Consider the following 13,939-nt stretch of genomic DNA (forward strand, 5'->3'; position numbering starts at 1 on the left):
AACAAGCAAGCATGCTTGCATTAATCTGCGGGACTCCCCTTCCGGAGCCGTCCGTCACAGGGAGATGGTGCAGTACAGGCGATGCCCCTCGGCCCGGGCCGGACCGGCCAGTGCGGCAAGGCCGGTGAGGAAGCCGGCCAGGTGCTCCGGGTCCGCGCCGGTCCCGAACTCCTCGATGCGGGACCAGGGCTCCGCAGTCGCCCGCAGCCGCTCCGGCGTCGCCGCCGCGAGGGCGTCGCGCAGTTCGTCGGCCAGGGTCACCAGCCACCTGGTCTCCCCGTCCGGATCGCCGAGGAGGGTGCCGAACCGGGGAAGTTTCACCACGTCGTCGTACGGCAGGCCCGTGAGCAGGCTCTGAGCCCGGCCCAGCTCGGCACAGGGGTCGATGCCCTTGACGAAGAGGGTCGGCAGACCGGCTTCCTCCGGGCCGCCCCGCAGATGGGCGGCGAGCGCCGTGGCGTCGTCGGGAGCGCCGAAGTAGTCGTAGAGGTTTCCCATGCGCCCATGCTGCCTTCACCCACTGACAATGGCCGCGCACAAGTGCCGGGAGTACCATCCATCAGCCCTCACGGCCAGTAAGGCCATGGCGAGGGCATCGGGAAACGGGGGTCCGATGAACCGCGGAATCGAGCGGGAGTACCGCAGACGGCGGGCTGTACCGGCGACGTATGTCACCCTGGCGGCCGCGGTGGTGGTGGCCGCCCTCAAGGTGCTGGACTCCGTGAAGTTGGGGCCGATGAGGTGGGACGCGCTGGTCCTGGTGGCCTGGCTGGGCCTCGCCGCCCGGGTGGCGCTGGAGCAGTGGCGCGCGCGTACGACCGTCACCGCCGCCGGGATCACCGTGCGGGGGCCGCTGCGCACCCGCACCTGGGCCTGGGCCGACATCTACGGCATCCGGGTCGAGAACAGCAGACGGGGCAGCCCCCACTGGCCCGCGTATCTCTACGCCACCGACGGACGCCGGGTCCGCCTGCACCACTTCGACGAGCTCCAGCTGGACGACCCGGTGGCCGAGCTCGCCGACCTGTGCGACACCGCCCTGGAACTCGGGCTGACGTCCCTGCGGACGCGGCCCGAGGTGGAGGAGCGGATCCAGCGCGGCACACGCCGGCGCACCGCGGGCCGGCGGGCCGGTCTCGCCGCCCTGGTCGTCCTGGTGGCCATGTTCACCCTCGACGGCTGGCTGTTCTTCACCGACCGGCCCGAGAACCCGTTCCTGCTGATCGCGTGCGTCCCGCTGCTCTGCCTGGCCGTCTTCTTCCTCGTCCTGGACCGCGTCGGCGAGGCCCTCGCAGCCCGGCGTGCCCCGGATCCCGCCTGATTCCCTTCACGCCTCCGGTACGGGTGCCCTGCTCTGCCGCACCTGGGTCCGCACCGCGCCCATGCTCGCGCCGATGACCAGGGCGATCGCCGCCGCCTCCACCAGGGACAGGGTCTGGCCCAGGAGCAGGAAGCCCGCCGCCGAGGCGATCGCCGGCTCCAGGCTCATCAGGATGGCGAAGGTGGGGGCGGGCAGGCGGCGCAGCGCGAGGAGTTCGAGGGTGTAGGGCAGGACGGAGGAGAGGAGGGCGACCGAGGCGCCGAGGCCCAGCGTCACCGGGTCGAGGAGCTTCGTGCCCGACTCGGCGAGGCCCAGCGGGAGGAAGAGCAGGGCGCCCACCGCCATCGCCAGGGCGAGCCCGTCGGCCTGGGGGAAACGGCGGCCCGTGCGGGCGCTGAACACGATGTACGCCGCCCACATCGCCCCCGCGCCCAGCGCGAAGGCGACGCCCACCGGGTCCAGGTCGCCGAAACCCCCGCCGCCGAGCAGGAAGACTCCGGCGAGGGCGAGCCCGGCCCAGAGCAGGTTGACCGCCCGACGGGAGGCCGCCACCGACAGCGCGAGGGGGCCGAGGACTTCGAGGGTGACCGCCGGGCCGAGGGGGATGCGGTCGACGGACTGGTAGAAGAGGCCGTTCATCGAGGCCAGGACGGCGCCGAAGACGATCACCGTGACCCAGTCGGTACGGGAGTGGCCGCGCAGCCGGGGGCGGCAGACGGCCAGTAGCACCAGAGCCGCCACGGCGAGCCGCAGCGCCACGACGCCCAGCGCGCCCGCCCTGGGCATCAGGGTCACCGCGAGCGCGCCGCCGAACTGGACGGAGACGCCACCCGCGAGCACCAGCCCGACGGGGCCGAGGGAGCCCCGGCGGTGTGGGGTGCCGACAGGGGTGACGGAGACGGCTGAGGTGGCGGTCACGGGCGGTCCAGGGGCTCATGTGTTCATCGCGGTGCACTGTCGAGTCCACGGTAGTGGACTACGTCAGGTGCGTAAACCGTTTATGCCGCTGTCTCGCGCCGTGAGACGTTCAGATGCCGGGCCAGGGCTCCTCTTCGCGGAACAGGGGGCGGCCGTCGGGCAGCTCGGTGAGGAGCGGGGCGGCGGCGTAGGGGTCGTACGGGTCGAACACCGGCTGGGGCCAGTGAGCCTGCCCCTGGTCGTAGGCGTGCCCCTGGTCGTAGGCGTGGCCCTGGTCGTAGGCGTGGCCGTAGGTGTGGCTGTACGCGTACGCGTGGTCGCACGCATGGTCGTACCCGTACGCATGGCTGTACGCGGGATCGGGTGCGACGGCGGCCGCTACCGGCTGCTGCGCGAACAGCGGCAGACGCAGTTCGCCCGTGTCCATCACCGCGTTGTTCTGCGAGCGGTGCAGCCGCGCGTACGCCCCGCCGCGCGCGAGCAGCTCCTCGTGGCGTCCCGTCTCCACGATCCGGCCGCCGTCCACCACCAGGATGCGGTCGGCGTCGGGGGCGAGGTTGAGGTCATGGGTGATCATGATGGTGGTGCGGCCGGCCATCAGCCGGCGCAGCGGCTTGACCACCCGGCGGGCGGCCAACGCGTCCAGGCCGGTCGTCGGCTCGTCCAGCACCAGGACGGGAGCGTCGCGCAGGATCGCGCGGGCGATCGCGAGCCGCTGGAGCTGACCGCCGGACAACCGGGCCGAGCCGGGGTCGATCTTCGTGTCGTACCCCTCGGGCAGCCGCGTGACGAACTCGTGCGCGTCGGCCGCCCGCGCCGCCTCCTCGATCGCCTGGTCACTGGCTCCGGGCCGCCCGCAGGCGATGTTGGCGCGGACGCTGTCGTGCAGGACGAGGGTCTCCTGCGGAAGCAGCGTCACGTACTCCCGCAGCCGGGCCAGCGGGAAGTCGCGCACCGGGGTGCCGTCCAGGAGGACGTCGCCGGTGTCGGGGTCGTAGAAGCGGAGCAGGAGCTTGGAGACGGTGGACTTGCCCGCGCCGCTCGGCCCGGTGATGATCACCAGCTCGCCGGGGTGCACGGCGAAGCTCAGCCCGTCCAGGGCCGTGCGGTCCGCGCCGGGGTAGCGGAAGGAGACGTCCCTGACCTCGATCGTGCCGTCCGGGCGGCCCGCTTCGGCGCCGCGCCTCGGATCGCTGACCGACGGCCGTACGTCGAGGATCTCGATGAGCCGTTCGGCACCCGCCGTGGCCGCGGTGACGGTGAGACCGAGCTGCGCGAGGCCACGGACGGGCGGGTAGAGGTAGCCGAGGAAGGCGGCGAACGCGAGCAACTGGCCCAGGGTCATCCGGCCGGTGGAGATCTCCCAGGCGCCGATGCCGATCACCGCGAGCACGCACACGGTCTCGATGACCTGCACGAGCTGCTCGTAGGCCTCGTTCAGCCGGGTGGAACGCACGGACGCGCGGAACCAGGCGTTCGCCTCCTCGCCGAGCCGCCGGCGCTCGGCGTCCCGCCGGTCGTAGGCCTGGGTGAGGACGATGTTGCCGAGCGACTCCTCGACGACCGAGGTGATCGCACCGTCGGCGACCCGGCCCTCGCGCGAGACGTCCTTGATGGAGCCGGAGAAACGGCGGGCCGCCAGCCAGAAGAGGGGGGCGAGGACGAAGGTGGCGGCGGCCAGGTCCCAGCGCAGCCAGAAGGCGGCGGCCGCGTAGAAGAGCGCGGAGAAGGCGGCGGAGGCCGCGCCGACCAGGCCCGACACCACCAGCGTCTCGATCGCCTCGACGTCACTCGTCAGCCGGGACAACAGATCGCCCTGGCGGTGGCGTTGGAAGAAGTGCGGCGGCAACTGCTGGACGTGGTCGAAGACATGCTCGCGCAGCCGCATCACGAAGCGTTCGGTGGCCCAGGCGGCCAGGGAGTTGCCTGCGTAGGCCACGGCCGCGCCGACGACGGCGACGGCCAGCCACTTCGCGGCGGGCGCCCAGAACGCGCCGAGCGACCCCTCGCTGAGGGCGTTGTCGGTGAGGTCGCCGAACAGCAGGATCGCCTCGGTCTCGGCGAGCGCGGCGAGGATCGTGCACACCCACACGATCAGCAGCCACTTTCTGAGGCCCTTGGTCAGCGGCCAGAAACGGCGGAACGCGGTACGGGCGGGAATGGTGGGCGTTTCGGGGGTTTCGTATTCGAGATCCTCATCTTCCGCATCCATTCAACAGCTCACCTTTCACCTTCCCGCCGAATTGCCTCTTTTCAATGGCGAAGGGGCCGACGGTGCACCATCGACCCCTTTTCAGTTCTTCTGACGGACTCAGGCGTCCCTGCCGGGCAGCGGCGGCTGCGGCTTGTGCTTCTTCTTCGGCTTCGGCTGCGGCGGCGGCGGGAGCTGCTTGTTCTTGGACTTGGAGGGCAGCGGGGCCAGCTTCTTGAAGCTCATTCCGACTCCTTGGGGGGGTGCGCTGTACCTTCGGTAATTCCATGGTTTCGGGCTTCCGCGTCCGGCTCCCGACATCGAGAAACTTACACGCCTCTCATCTCCGCGAACGGCAAAATGAGCAAAGGAGCGCTGTGAATACCTTTGGAAAAGCTGGCAGTTACTTGAGGAACCGGTCGGCCAGTACCTCCGCGAGATGACGGCCCCGCACGCCGGCCAACTGCTCCAGCTGGGTCCGACAGGAGAAGCCGTCCGCGAGGACGACCGCGTGCGCGGGCGCGTCGCGTACGGCGGGCAGGAGCTGTTCCTCCGCACAGGCCTCCGACACCTCGAAGTGGCCCTTCCCGAAGCCGAAGTCGCCCGCCAGTCCGCAGCAGCCACCGCTCAGTTCGCCGGTGAGCCCGGCCGCCTCGCGCAGCCGGCGGTCGGCCGTGTCCCCCAGGACCGCGTGCTGGTGACAGTGGGTCTGGCCGACGGCCGGACGGTCCACGCGGGGCGGCGTCCAGTCGGGGGCGTGGCGCTGAAGCACCTCCGCGAACGTGAGCACCCGGGCGGCGAGACGGGCGGCGCGCGGGTCGTCGGGCAGCAGTTCCGGGAGGTCCGTCCGCAGGGCGGCGGCACAGCTGGGCTCCAGCACGACCACGGGTGCCGTCGTCCCGAGCACCGGCTCCATCAGGTCGAGGGTCCGCCGCAGCACCACGCGCGCGTGGTCCAACTGGCCGGTGGAGACGTACGTCAGACCGCAGCAGACCCGGTCGCGGCGGGCGGCCGTCAGCAGCGCGGCCGCGAACCGTGTACGGCCGTCGCCGACCGGGCGTCCGCGCATCCGCAGGGTCGGCGGCAGCGCCACCCGCAGCCCGGCCGCCTCCAGGACCCGGACGGCCGCCCGGCCGACGGAGGGCGACAGATGCTCGGTGAACGTGTCGGGCCACAGCACGACGAGGTCGCCGGCCGCCGCGTCCGCGGGACCCCGCCTCCTCCACCACCTGCTGAACGTCTCCCCCGCCAGCACGGGGATCCGTCGCCGCGGATCGATCCCGGCCGCCCGTTTCGCCACCCGGGCCAAGGGGCCCACCCGGGCGAGGGCGTTGAGGAGTGCCGTCGCGCGCGTGCGGGAAGCCCAGCGCAGCCACCGCGGCAGCCGGCCCATCGCGTAGTGGGCGGCGGGGCGGCGGCGGCCCGCGTAGTGGTGGTGCAGGAACTCCGCCTTGTACGTGGCCATGTCGACGCCGACCGGGCAGTCGGAGCGGCAGCCCTTGCAGGACAGACACAGGTCCAGCGCCTCCCGCACCTCCTGCGACCGCCAGCCGTCGGTCACCACCTCGCCCGCGAGCATCTCGTGCAGCAGCCGGGCACGCCCGCGCGTGGAGTGCCGTTCGTCGCCCGTCGCACGGAACGAGGGGCACATCACGGCGGACCCGGATGCCTGCGCCGTTGTCGTACGGCACTTCGCGACGCCCACGCAGCGGCGGACGGCCGCGGAGAAGTCACCGCCGTCGGACGGGTAGCCGAAGGCCACCGGGACGGGTTCGCGGGGCAGGACGGAGAAGCGGAGGTTCGCGTCCAGCGGGGCGGGGCGGACCAGCATGCCGGGGTTGAGGAGGTCGTCGGGGTCCCACAGCGCCTTCGCCCGCTCGAAGAGCGCGACCGTCTCCGTGCCGTACATCTTCGGCAGCAGCTCGGCCCGGGCCTGCCCGTCGCCGTGCTCCCCGGACAGGGAGCCGCCGTGGGCGACGACCAGTCCGGCCAGGTCCTCCGAGAAACGGCGGAAGCGGGCGACGCCCGGCGCGGTCAGCAGGTCGAAGTCGATACGGACGTGGATGCAGCCGTCGCCGAAGTGGCCGTAAGGGGTGCCGCGCAGCGCGTGGGAGGCGAGCAGGGCACGGAAGTCGCGCAGGTAGGCCCCGAGGCGGGCCGGGGGCACCGCGCAGTCCTCCCAGCCGGGCCAGGCCTCGCTGCCGTCGGGCATCCGGGTCGCCGTACCGCTGGCGTCCTCGCGGACGCGCCACAGCGCGCGCTGCGCGCCCTCCTCCGTGACCACGGCCGCGTCCACGGCGTCCGCCGCCCGCACGATCGCCTCCGCACGCGCGCGTGCCTCGCCCTCCGTGTCACCGCCCGTCTCCACGAACAGCCAGGCCCCGCCCCTGGGCAGCGCGGCCGGCGACGGCACCAGGTCGGCCGCCATGCCCTCGACCGTCAGCGGCCGGTGCGGCAGCAGCCCGGCGGCCGCCTCCGCCGCGGCCGGCTCGTCGGCGTATCCGAGCACGGCGAGCGCACGCGCGCGTGGGGACTCGACCAGCCGGACGACCGCCTCCGTCAGCACCGCGAGCGTGCCCTCGGAGCCGCAGAGGGAACGGGCGACGTCGACGCCCTTCTCCGGCAGCAGCGCGTCCAGGGCGTAGCCCGAGATACGGCGGGGCAGCTCGGGGAAGCCGGTCCGCAGCCGCGCGAGGTTCCCCTCCACCAGGTCCCGCAGCCCGTCCGGGGCCCCGGTCCAGCCCTGTGCGAGCCGCGTCCGCCGACCCCGCGCGGTGAGGACCTCGACCTCGCGCACACTGTCCGCGGTCGTGCCCCAGGCCACCGAGTGCGAGCCGCAGGAGTTGTTGCCGATCATCCCGCCGAGCGTGCAGCGGCTGTGCGTGGACGGGTCGGGGCCGAAGCGCAGACCGTGCGGCGCGGCGGCCTCCTGGAGCCGGTCGAGGACGAGCCCCGGCTGCACGACGGCCGTCCGTGCCTCCGGGTCCAGGGCCAGCACCCGGTTCATGTGCCGGGTGAAGTCCAGTACCACGCCGACGCCCGTCGCCTGCCCGGCGATCGACGTGCCCCCGCCGCGGGCGACGACCGGCACACCGTGCGACCGGCACACCTCCAGCACGGCCGCCACGTCGTCGGCGTCCCGCGGGGCGACGACGCCCAGGGGGACGCGGCGGTAGTTGGAGGCGTCCATGGTCATCAGCGCGCGGGAGGTGACGTCGAAGCCGACATCGCCCCGGACGGCCTTGCGCAGCTCACCTTCGAGATCCGGCATACCTCCAGCAAATCAGCCCGCGCGGAACCAGCCCACCCACCGAAAACGCCGTCTCACCCGACGGACGAGGTTTCGCCGAGGTTTCCTCCACCGGCTACCCTCCCTGTCGTGGCTGAGATCCGGATTCCCGCTGACATCAAGCCCGCCGACGGTCGATTCGGCGCGGGCCCCTCCAAGGTGCGGACGGAAGCGCTGGACGCGCTGGCCGCGACCGGTGCCTCCTTGCTGGGCACCTCCCACCGCCAGGCCCCGGTCAAGAACCTGGTCGGCCAGGTGCGCGAGGGCATCTCCGAGCTGTTCTCCCTCCCCGAGGGCTACGAGGTGATCCTCGGCAACGGCGGCTCCACCGCCTTCTGGGACATCGCGACCCACGGCCTGATCGAGAGCAGGTCGCAGCACCTCACGTTCGGCGAGTTCTCGTCGAAGTTCGCCAAGGCCGCGAAGCTCGCGCCCTGGCTCGCCGAGCCCACCGTGATCTCCTCCGAGCCGGGCACGCACCCCGAGCCGCAGGCCGAGGCAGGCGTCGACGTGTACGCCTTCACGCACAACGAGACGTCGACGGGCGTCGCGGCTCCGCTGAAGCGCGTGGCGGGCGCGGACTCCGGGTCCCTGGTCCTGGTGGACGCCACGTCCGGCGCCGGCGGCCTCCCGGTCGACATCGCCGAGACGGACGTCTACTACTTCGCCCCGCAGAAGTCCTTCGCCTCCGACGGCGGCCTGTGGATCGGCGTCTTCTCGCCGGCCGCGATCGAGCGCGCGGAGCGCGTCCACGCGTCCGGCCGCCACATCCCGGAGTTCTTCTCGCTCCCCACGGCGATCGACAACTCGCGCAAGAACCAGACGTACAACACCCCGGCGCTGGCCACGCTCTTCCTGCTCGACCAGCAGCTGAAGTGGATCAACGGCCAGGGCGGTCTCGCCTGGTCCACGGCCCGCACGAAGGACTCCTCGACCCGCCTCTACACCTGGGCGGAGGAGTCGAAGCACGCCACCCCGTTCGTCACCGACCCGGCCAGGCGTTCCCAGGTCATCGGCACGATCGACTTCTCGGACGAGATCGACGCCGCCGCCGTCGCCAAGGTGCTGCGCGCGAACGGTGTCGTCGACACCGAGCCCTACCGCAAGCTCGGCCGCAACCAGCTGCGCGTCGCGATGTTCCCGGCGATCGACCCGGCGGACGTCGAGGCGCTGACCCAGTGCATCGACTATGTGATCGAGAAGCTGTAGCGGTTCTTCGTACGACGCCGAGGGGCGCCCGGTGGGTCACCGGGCGCCCCTCGGGGTCTCACTCTCCGCCGATGAGGTTCTCGTAGGCCCTGGCGTCGAGCAGCCCGTTGGACGACGCCCCGGAACTGGGCTTGATCTTGAAGAGCCAGGCGTCGTAGGGCTCGGAGTTGACCCCCTCCGGGTCCTCGACGACGTCCTGGTTGACCTCGACGATCTCACCGTCGAGGGGGCTGAAGATCTCGGACACCGCCTTGACCGACTCCACGGTCCCGACGCCGTCGCCCGCCTCGACCTTCCTGCCGACCTCCGGCAGTTCGAAGAAGACGATGTCGCCCAGCGACTTCTGGGCGTGGTGGGTGATGCCGACGGCCGCGACACCGCCGGACTCGGTGCGGATCCATTCGTGTTCGTCGGTGTACTTGAGATCAGCGGGCACGTGGGACATGTCAGCTCCAGGGGCCGTCGGAATGCACGGGTTGCGATGCAGGGACAGCCTGCTGGCTGTGACACCCGGAGCCGTGTATTTCGGGCATGCCGGTCAACCATGTGAGTGACACTCGGCCGGATGGCCGGAAAGCATGCTCAAGGCAAAGGTTTCTGCGGCCAGTTGAGCCCCGCCGCGTCCCCCGCCCACACTGTGGTCAATCGGCTCACGAGGGGACGGCGGGGCATGAACAGACCGATACCCGGCACGGTTCAGGTGGCGGTGCGGCACATCCTCAGCGACAAGGTCACCGGCGGCCTCGTCCAGCCGAGGACCCGCACGATCACCTTCCGCGACAGCCTGTACCGGGTGCGCCGCCCGAAGTCGGGCCGGCACACCGTGGAGCTGACCTGCCCGGTCTGCGGCACCTCCCTGCGGGCCGAAGTCCGCGACGAGGCCCGCACGCGCCAGGTCATGACCGTGCTCCTCGTCCTCGCGGCGGTGTGCACGGTGCTCTTCCTCGCCGCCTTCGGCTACGCGGTCCACGAGGGCGGGCAGACCCTGCCCGAGGGCGAGTCGCTCCCGGTCCTCTTCCCCGTCAGCGTCATCACGATCGCCGTCGCCCTCGTGGCCGTCCCCGTCCTCTACGTCGTCGGCCGCAACCACAACGGCGTCAGCATGCTCACCGCCGGCGAACGCCGCACCCACCAGATCAAGCCGGTACGGGGAGGCTGACCCGTGCGCGGGGGCGGCCCGTTGTCAGTGGCCGGGCCTACGTTGGCGGGGACGGAATCCGACAGCGAGAGGACGAAACCGTGACCACACTCGAGAACCGCCCGCACACCGCACTGCTGGTCGTCGACGTGCAGAACGGCGTCGTGGACGGCGCCCACGCCCGCGACGCGGTCGTGGGCAACGTGGCCACCCTGGTCGAGCGAGCCCGACGGGAGGGAGCACCCGTCATCTGGGTCCAGCACGCCGACGAGGGGCTCCCGACGGGCAGCGACGCCTGGCAGCTCGTCCCCGAGCTGAAGCCGGACGCCGCCGAACCACTCGTCCACAAGAACCACGGCGACTCCTTCGAGGACACCGTCCTGGCGGCCGTCCTGTCGGACCTCGGCGTCGGACGGCTCTTCGTCGTCGGCGCGTCCACCGACATGTGCATCCGCTCGACCCTGCACGGCGCGCTGGTCAGGGGCTACGACACGATGCTGGTCGCCGACGCCCACACCACCGAGGACACCACGTCCTGGGGAGCGCCCCCGCCGGACCAGGTCATCGCCCACACCAACCTGTACTGGTCGTGGCAGACGGCACCGGGGAGAACGGCGGGGACGGTCACCACGCGGGACGCCGACTTCAGCGGCACGAACTGAAGCCGGCGCCCGCCCACCCGCCAGGTCGGGCCGGATCAGGCCGAAGCCGTGACCGCCCGGCCGAGATGCCGGGCGAAGAACCGGACCGCGCCGTCGGCCTCGAAGCGGGGCAGTTCCTTGTGCCTGCCCGTGTTCGCGTGCAGTGTCTTCTCCTTCGAGGCGAAGGCGTCGAACAACGCCAGGCCGGACGCCCGCGGGATGTGCTCGTCGTCCCACTGGAGCATGAACTCGACGGGGACGGTGATCCGCTTCGCCGTCTCCGCCAGGGCGTCGGGCCAGTGGAGACCGAAGACCGCGGCGGTGATCCGGGGTTCGACCGCCGTCAACGGCACCCCGATCGCGGTGGCCATGTTCAGACCGAAGTAGCCGACCGGCCCTCCGGCGCCGATCTCCGGCAATTCCTGGAGAGCGTCCAGGGTCGCCTGCCACTCCGGTACGGCGCGCTCCGCGAGGTGGGCGTTGTACCGGACGACGATCGGGCCTTCCGGCTCGCCCGCCTCCCTCGCCCGGTACAGCGCGGCGATCTCCTGCTCGTCGTGCGCCGTACGCGGCCGGTCGCCGTGGCCGGGCGCGTCGATGCAGGCGACGTGGAACCCGCAGCCGGTCACGAGGAGGCGCGCACGCCCCGTCATGGCCGGCCACTTCTTGTGCGTGCCGCCACCGTGACCCATCAGCACCAGGGGTGCGCGATCGAAGCGGGAGCCGGATGAACCGGTTGCGTTTGCGGTTGCGGGCGACCAGAGCGTGCCGGGGATCTCGCCGACCGTGAAGTCGCGTTCGACGACGCCGTTCGAAGACGTCTCCGCGGTGAAATGCACAGATTGCATGGGGTGTTGCCTTTCGGAAGGGCCTTGTTGTCGAGGCGCTCCCGGCGACGCGTACGTCAGTCGCCCGACCGTGAAGAGGCGGGGAGCACCCATGTGGATCCAGCGGTCACGGGTCTCACCTCCTCGCACGTCGTCACGATCCCCCGCAAGCTAACAGCCCGGGCGTCACCCCACCCAACCCTTTTCGTCACGCCGCCGTACAGCTCACATTCGGCACGCCCGCACCGCCCGGCGCCGCACCGAAGCCGAAGCTCGCCGAACCGCCCGCCGCCACCGCTCCGTTGTGCGCGGCGTTCACGGCCGTCACACTCGCCCCGCTCTGGGTGTACGACGCGTTCCACATACTCGTCACCTGCTGGGCGCCGGTCCAGGTCCACGTCACCTTCCAGGAAGTGACCGGGGTCGTCCCGGTGTTGGTCACCTTCACATCGGCGTTGAAGCCGCTGCCCCAGTCGCTGGTGGTCGTGTAGGCGGCGGAGCAGGAGGCCGTGGTCCCGCCGCCTCCGCCGCCTCCGCCGCCACTGCCCGTGCCGGGAAAGCCCGGCGCCTTGACGCTCGCCAGGTACCCGTCCTTCACGGTGTCCACGGTCACCCAGTCGTCCTTCAGGATCCCGCCGGTGTCACCGGAGTTGGGGTTCCAGGACCAGAAGGTCCAGTGGAAGGAGTCGGCGCCGTAGGCGGAGGTCGGGCGGAGGTAGGTCACCAGGGCGGCCAGCCACTTCTGGTCCACCGTCGAGGCGAGCGTCGTACCGAACTCGCCCACCCACACCGGTGCGAGGTTCTGCTTGAAGATGTAGCCCCAGTACTTGTCCCAGATCCCCGGCATGTTGGCGGGGAACGTCGGATCGCTGAACCAGCTCTGCTGGGCGACGCTGGTGGCGTAGTCGTGGGCGGAGTACACGACCCGGTTCGCCACGTTCAGCTGGACCGGGTACTGGGCCACGCCCATCAGGTTGCCGCCCCACCAGCCGGAGACGCCGTTGAAGGTCTGCACGCCCTCGACGAAGATCAGCAGGTCCGGGTTGACGGACAGCACCGCGTTGCCGGCCCGCTGGGCGGCCAGCCGCCAGTCCGTCGCGGTGTCCCCGCAGCCCCAGCAGGCGGGGTCGTGCGGCTCGTTGTGCAGATCGATGCCGACGACGGTGTCCTGGCCGAGGTAACGGGCGGCCAGGGACCTGAGGTTGGCGATCCAGGTCGACTCGGGGACGGCCGAGGTGTACCAGAGCGCGGACTGACCGCCGGCGTCCGGGCGGTGCCGGTCGAGAATGACCTTGAGGCCGTCCTGACCGGCGTACGAGACGATCTTGTCCAGCACACCCAGTGAGCCGAGGCCTTGCAGGTCGGCGTTCTTGCCGCCGCTGAAGTCGATGCTGTTGGGGACGGTCGCGCTCTTGAAGATGTCGTCGCTGTACGGGATGCGGATCGTGTTGTAGCCCAGCGACTTCATCTGGTCGATCATGCTCTTGTAGTCGCGGGACCAGAGGCCGTGGACGACGTAGTTGCCGGTCTCGAAGCCGAACCAGTTGACACCGGCGATCCGGACCGGCTGCCCGGCGGCGTCGAGGATCTGGCGGCCGCTGGTGTGCCAGTAGCCGCCACCGGCCTCCGCCGCGTCGGCGGTCCGGGCGCCGGCCAGCGGCAGCAGGAGTGCGACGGTCAGGGCACACAGCGTTCTGCGCAGGCTGCGGAACATCTCGTTGCTTCCTCTCGGGGGCGCGGGGCCGGAACAGATGGGAGCGCTCCCATACACCACACCCCCAGAGAAGCGACACTGCATGACCGCGTCAAGACATACGGCAGACGAACGGGTCAGGGGTTGTCGATTCCCCCGAGGTCGGACACCGTGGCGCTGATGTCGCCGATCCCCCCGGCTCCCGTGACACTCACGCTCACCCGCACGGGCCGGATCGGGTTCGGCGGGACGATCGGGTTCGGCGGGACGATCGGGCCGGGCGGGAAGAACGGGCTGATCTGGAGAAACGTCGGGAACACGGTCAGCGGCGCGACCGGGTCCGGCGGATAGGAGACCGCGTCGTGGCCGGCACCGACGAAGCGGTAGGTGCCGCCGCTCGTCCGGCCCACTCCGGTGGTGTCGTGCAGCCGGCTGATGATGTGGGCCGTGCCGCCACCGCTCGGATCCGTCCAGGTGAAGACGGTGAGGCCGATGTGGCCGGTGAGATGGATCTGCTCCGTGGCACCGGTGAGGTCACCGCTCAGCGGCAGGTCGACGGTGCGGTACTGCAGGATCGGGGCCGCCTGGGCCGGCTGGGCGGTCGCGAGAGCCAGAGGGGCGGTCAGCCCCAGGGCGGCGACGAACAGGCAGAGCTTCCTTGCGGCGCGTATGGCATGACCGCGCATCGGGTCTCCCATCGGTGAGAGCGGGA

Annotated in this window: 13 protein-coding genes; 4 read left to right on the plus strand and 9 right to left on the minus strand. The window is 71.3% G+C overall.

Translation table 11 applies throughout. The features are described from left to right. Positions 1-54: 54 nt before the first annotated feature. Positions 55-498: a hypothetical protein gene (locus ABT057_RS29085; RefSeq protein ID WP_352346576.1), complete on the minus strand. Its 444-nt coding sequence runs from the start codon at positions 496-498 to the stop codon at positions 55-57. A gap of 115 nt (positions 499-613) precedes the next feature. Here ABT057_RS29085 and ABT057_RS29090 point away from each other — a divergent pair, with 115 nt between their 5' ends. Further along, positions 614-1,321 (plus strand): PH domain-containing protein, encoded by a 708-nt coding sequence (locus ABT057_RS29090; RefSeq protein ID WP_352346577.1) that lies wholly within the window; start codon positions 614-616, stop codon positions 1,319-1,321. A gap of 6 nt (positions 1,322-1,327) precedes the next feature. On the opposite strand, the gene ABT057_RS29095 is transcribed toward ABT057_RS29090, so the two are convergent. The 4 genes from ABT057_RS29095 to ABT057_RS29110 form a co-directional block, all read right to left on the minus strand. Continuing rightward, entirely contained in the window at positions 1,328-2,239 is a 912-nt protein-coding gene (locus ABT057_RS29095; RefSeq protein ID WP_352346578.1) for an EamA family transporter, read from the minus strand. A 109-nt stretch (positions 2,240-2,348) separates the two neighbouring features. Next, complete coding sequence (locus ABT057_RS29100; RefSeq protein WP_352346579.1) at positions 2,349-4,451, minus strand: ABC transporter ATP-binding protein; 2,103 nt, start codon at positions 4,449-4,451, stop codon at positions 2,349-2,351. A gap of 99 nt (positions 4,452-4,550) precedes the next feature. Further along, positions 4,551-4,676 (minus strand): hypothetical protein, encoded by a 126-nt coding sequence (locus tag ABT057_RS29105; protein WP_352346580.1) that lies wholly within the window; start codon positions 4,674-4,676, stop codon positions 4,551-4,553. Between the two features lie 157 nt (positions 4,677-4,833). Further along, positions 4,834-7,701, minus strand: a complete 2,868-nt coding sequence (locus tag ABT057_RS29110; RefSeq protein ID WP_352346581.1) for an FAD-binding and (Fe-S)-binding domain-containing protein — start codon at positions 7,699-7,701, stop codon at positions 4,834-4,836. A 108-nt stretch (positions 7,702-7,809) separates the two neighbouring features. Here ABT057_RS29110 and serC point away from each other — a divergent pair, with 108 nt between their 5' ends. Further along, positions 7,810-8,928 (plus strand): phosphoserine transaminase, encoded by a 1,119-nt coding sequence (gene serC / locus ABT057_RS29115; protein ID WP_352346582.1) that lies wholly within the window; start codon positions 7,810-7,812, stop codon positions 8,926-8,928. 58 nt (positions 8,929-8,986) lie between these two features. Here the strand turns inward: serC and gcvH are convergent, their stop codons facing one another. Then, entirely contained in the window at positions 8,987-9,373 is a 387-nt protein-coding gene (gene gcvH / locus ABT057_RS29120) for a glycine cleavage system protein GcvH (protein WP_352346583.1), read from the minus strand. Positions 9,374-9,598: 225 nt separating this feature from the next. On the opposite strand from gcvH, the gene ABT057_RS29125 reads away from it, so the two are divergent. Together ABT057_RS29125 and ABT057_RS29130 are read left to right on the plus strand one after the other, a co-directional pair. Beyond that, positions 9,599-10,087 carry a hypothetical protein gene (locus ABT057_RS29125; RefSeq protein ID WP_352346584.1) on the plus strand — a complete coding sequence of 163 codons (489 nt, stop codon included), beginning with the start codon at positions 9,599-9,601 and terminating at the stop codon, positions 10,085-10,087. A gap of 80 nt (positions 10,088-10,167) precedes the next feature. After that, positions 10,168-10,728: an isochorismatase family protein gene (locus tag ABT057_RS29130; protein ID WP_352346585.1), complete on the plus strand. Its 561-nt coding sequence runs from the start codon at positions 10,168-10,170 to the stop codon at positions 10,726-10,728. A 35-nt stretch (positions 10,729-10,763) separates the two neighbouring features. Here ABT057_RS29130 and ABT057_RS29135 read toward each other — a convergent pair whose 3' ends face one another. The 3 genes from ABT057_RS29135 to ABT057_RS29145 form a co-directional block, all read right to left on the minus strand. Beyond that, positions 10,764-11,555 (minus strand): dienelactone hydrolase family protein, encoded by a 792-nt coding sequence (locus tag ABT057_RS29135; protein WP_352346586.1) that lies wholly within the window; start codon positions 11,553-11,555, stop codon positions 10,764-10,766. Positions 11,556-11,742: 187 nt separating this feature from the next. After that, the gene (locus tag ABT057_RS29140; protein ID WP_352346587.1) at positions 11,743-13,248 is read right to left on the minus strand and encodes a cellulase family glycosylhydrolase; all 1,506 of its coding nucleotides are present in this window, start codon (positions 13,246-13,248) and stop codon (positions 11,743-11,745) included. A gap of 116 nt (positions 13,249-13,364) precedes the next feature. Continuing rightward, the gene (locus ABT057_RS29145; protein ID WP_352346588.1) at positions 13,365-13,913 is read right to left on the minus strand and encodes a hypothetical protein; all 549 of its coding nucleotides are present in this window, start codon (positions 13,911-13,913) and stop codon (positions 13,365-13,367) included. Positions 13,914-13,939: the final 26 nt, after the last annotated feature.

Source organism: Streptomyces sp. NPDC002588 (assembly GCF_040295925.1).
Classification (GTDB): Bacteria; Actinomycetota; Actinomycetes; order Streptomycetales; family Streptomycetaceae; genus Streptomyces.

What these genes read in the sequence shown, in the direction of transcription:
- ABT057_RS29085 (WP_352346576.1), bottom strand. Translation starts at nt 498, where the DNA reads ATGGGAAACCTCTACGACTACTTCGGCGCTCCCGACGACGCCACGGCG.
- ABT057_RS29090 (WP_352346577.1), top strand. Translation starts at nt 614, where the DNA reads ATGAACCGCGGAATCGAGCGGGAGTACCGCAGACGGCGGGCTGTACCG.
- ABT057_RS29100 (WP_352346579.1), bottom strand. Translation starts at nt 4,451, where the DNA reads ATGGATGCGGAAGATGAGGATCTCGAATACGAAACCCCCGAAACGCCC.
- ABT057_RS29105 (WP_352346580.1), bottom strand. Translation starts at nt 4,676, where the DNA reads ATGAGCTTCAAGAAGCTGGCCCCGCTGCCCTCCAAGTCCAAGAACAAG.
- ABT057_RS29110 (WP_352346581.1), bottom strand. Translation starts at nt 7,701, where the DNA reads ATGCCGGATCTCGAAGGTGAGCTGCGCAAGGCCGTCCGGGGCGATGTC.
- gcvH (WP_352346583.1), bottom strand. Translation starts at nt 9,373, where the DNA reads ATGTCCCACGTGCCCGCTGATCTCAAGTACACCGACGAACACGAATGG.
- ABT057_RS29125 (WP_352346584.1), top strand. Translation starts at nt 9,599, where the DNA reads ATGAACAGACCGATACCCGGCACGGTTCAGGTGGCGGTGCGGCACATC.
- ABT057_RS29135 (WP_352346586.1), bottom strand. Translation starts at nt 11,555, where the DNA reads ATGCAATCTGTGCATTTCACCGCGGAGACGTCTTCGAACGGCGTCGTC.
- ABT057_RS29140 (WP_352346587.1), bottom strand. Translation starts at nt 13,248, where the DNA reads ATGTTCCGCAGCCTGCGCAGAACGCTGTGTGCCCTGACCGTCGCACTC.
- ABT057_RS29145 (WP_352346588.1), bottom strand. Translation starts at nt 13,913, where the DNA reads ATGCGCGGTCATGCCATACGCGCCGCAAGGAAGCTCTGCCTGTTCGTC.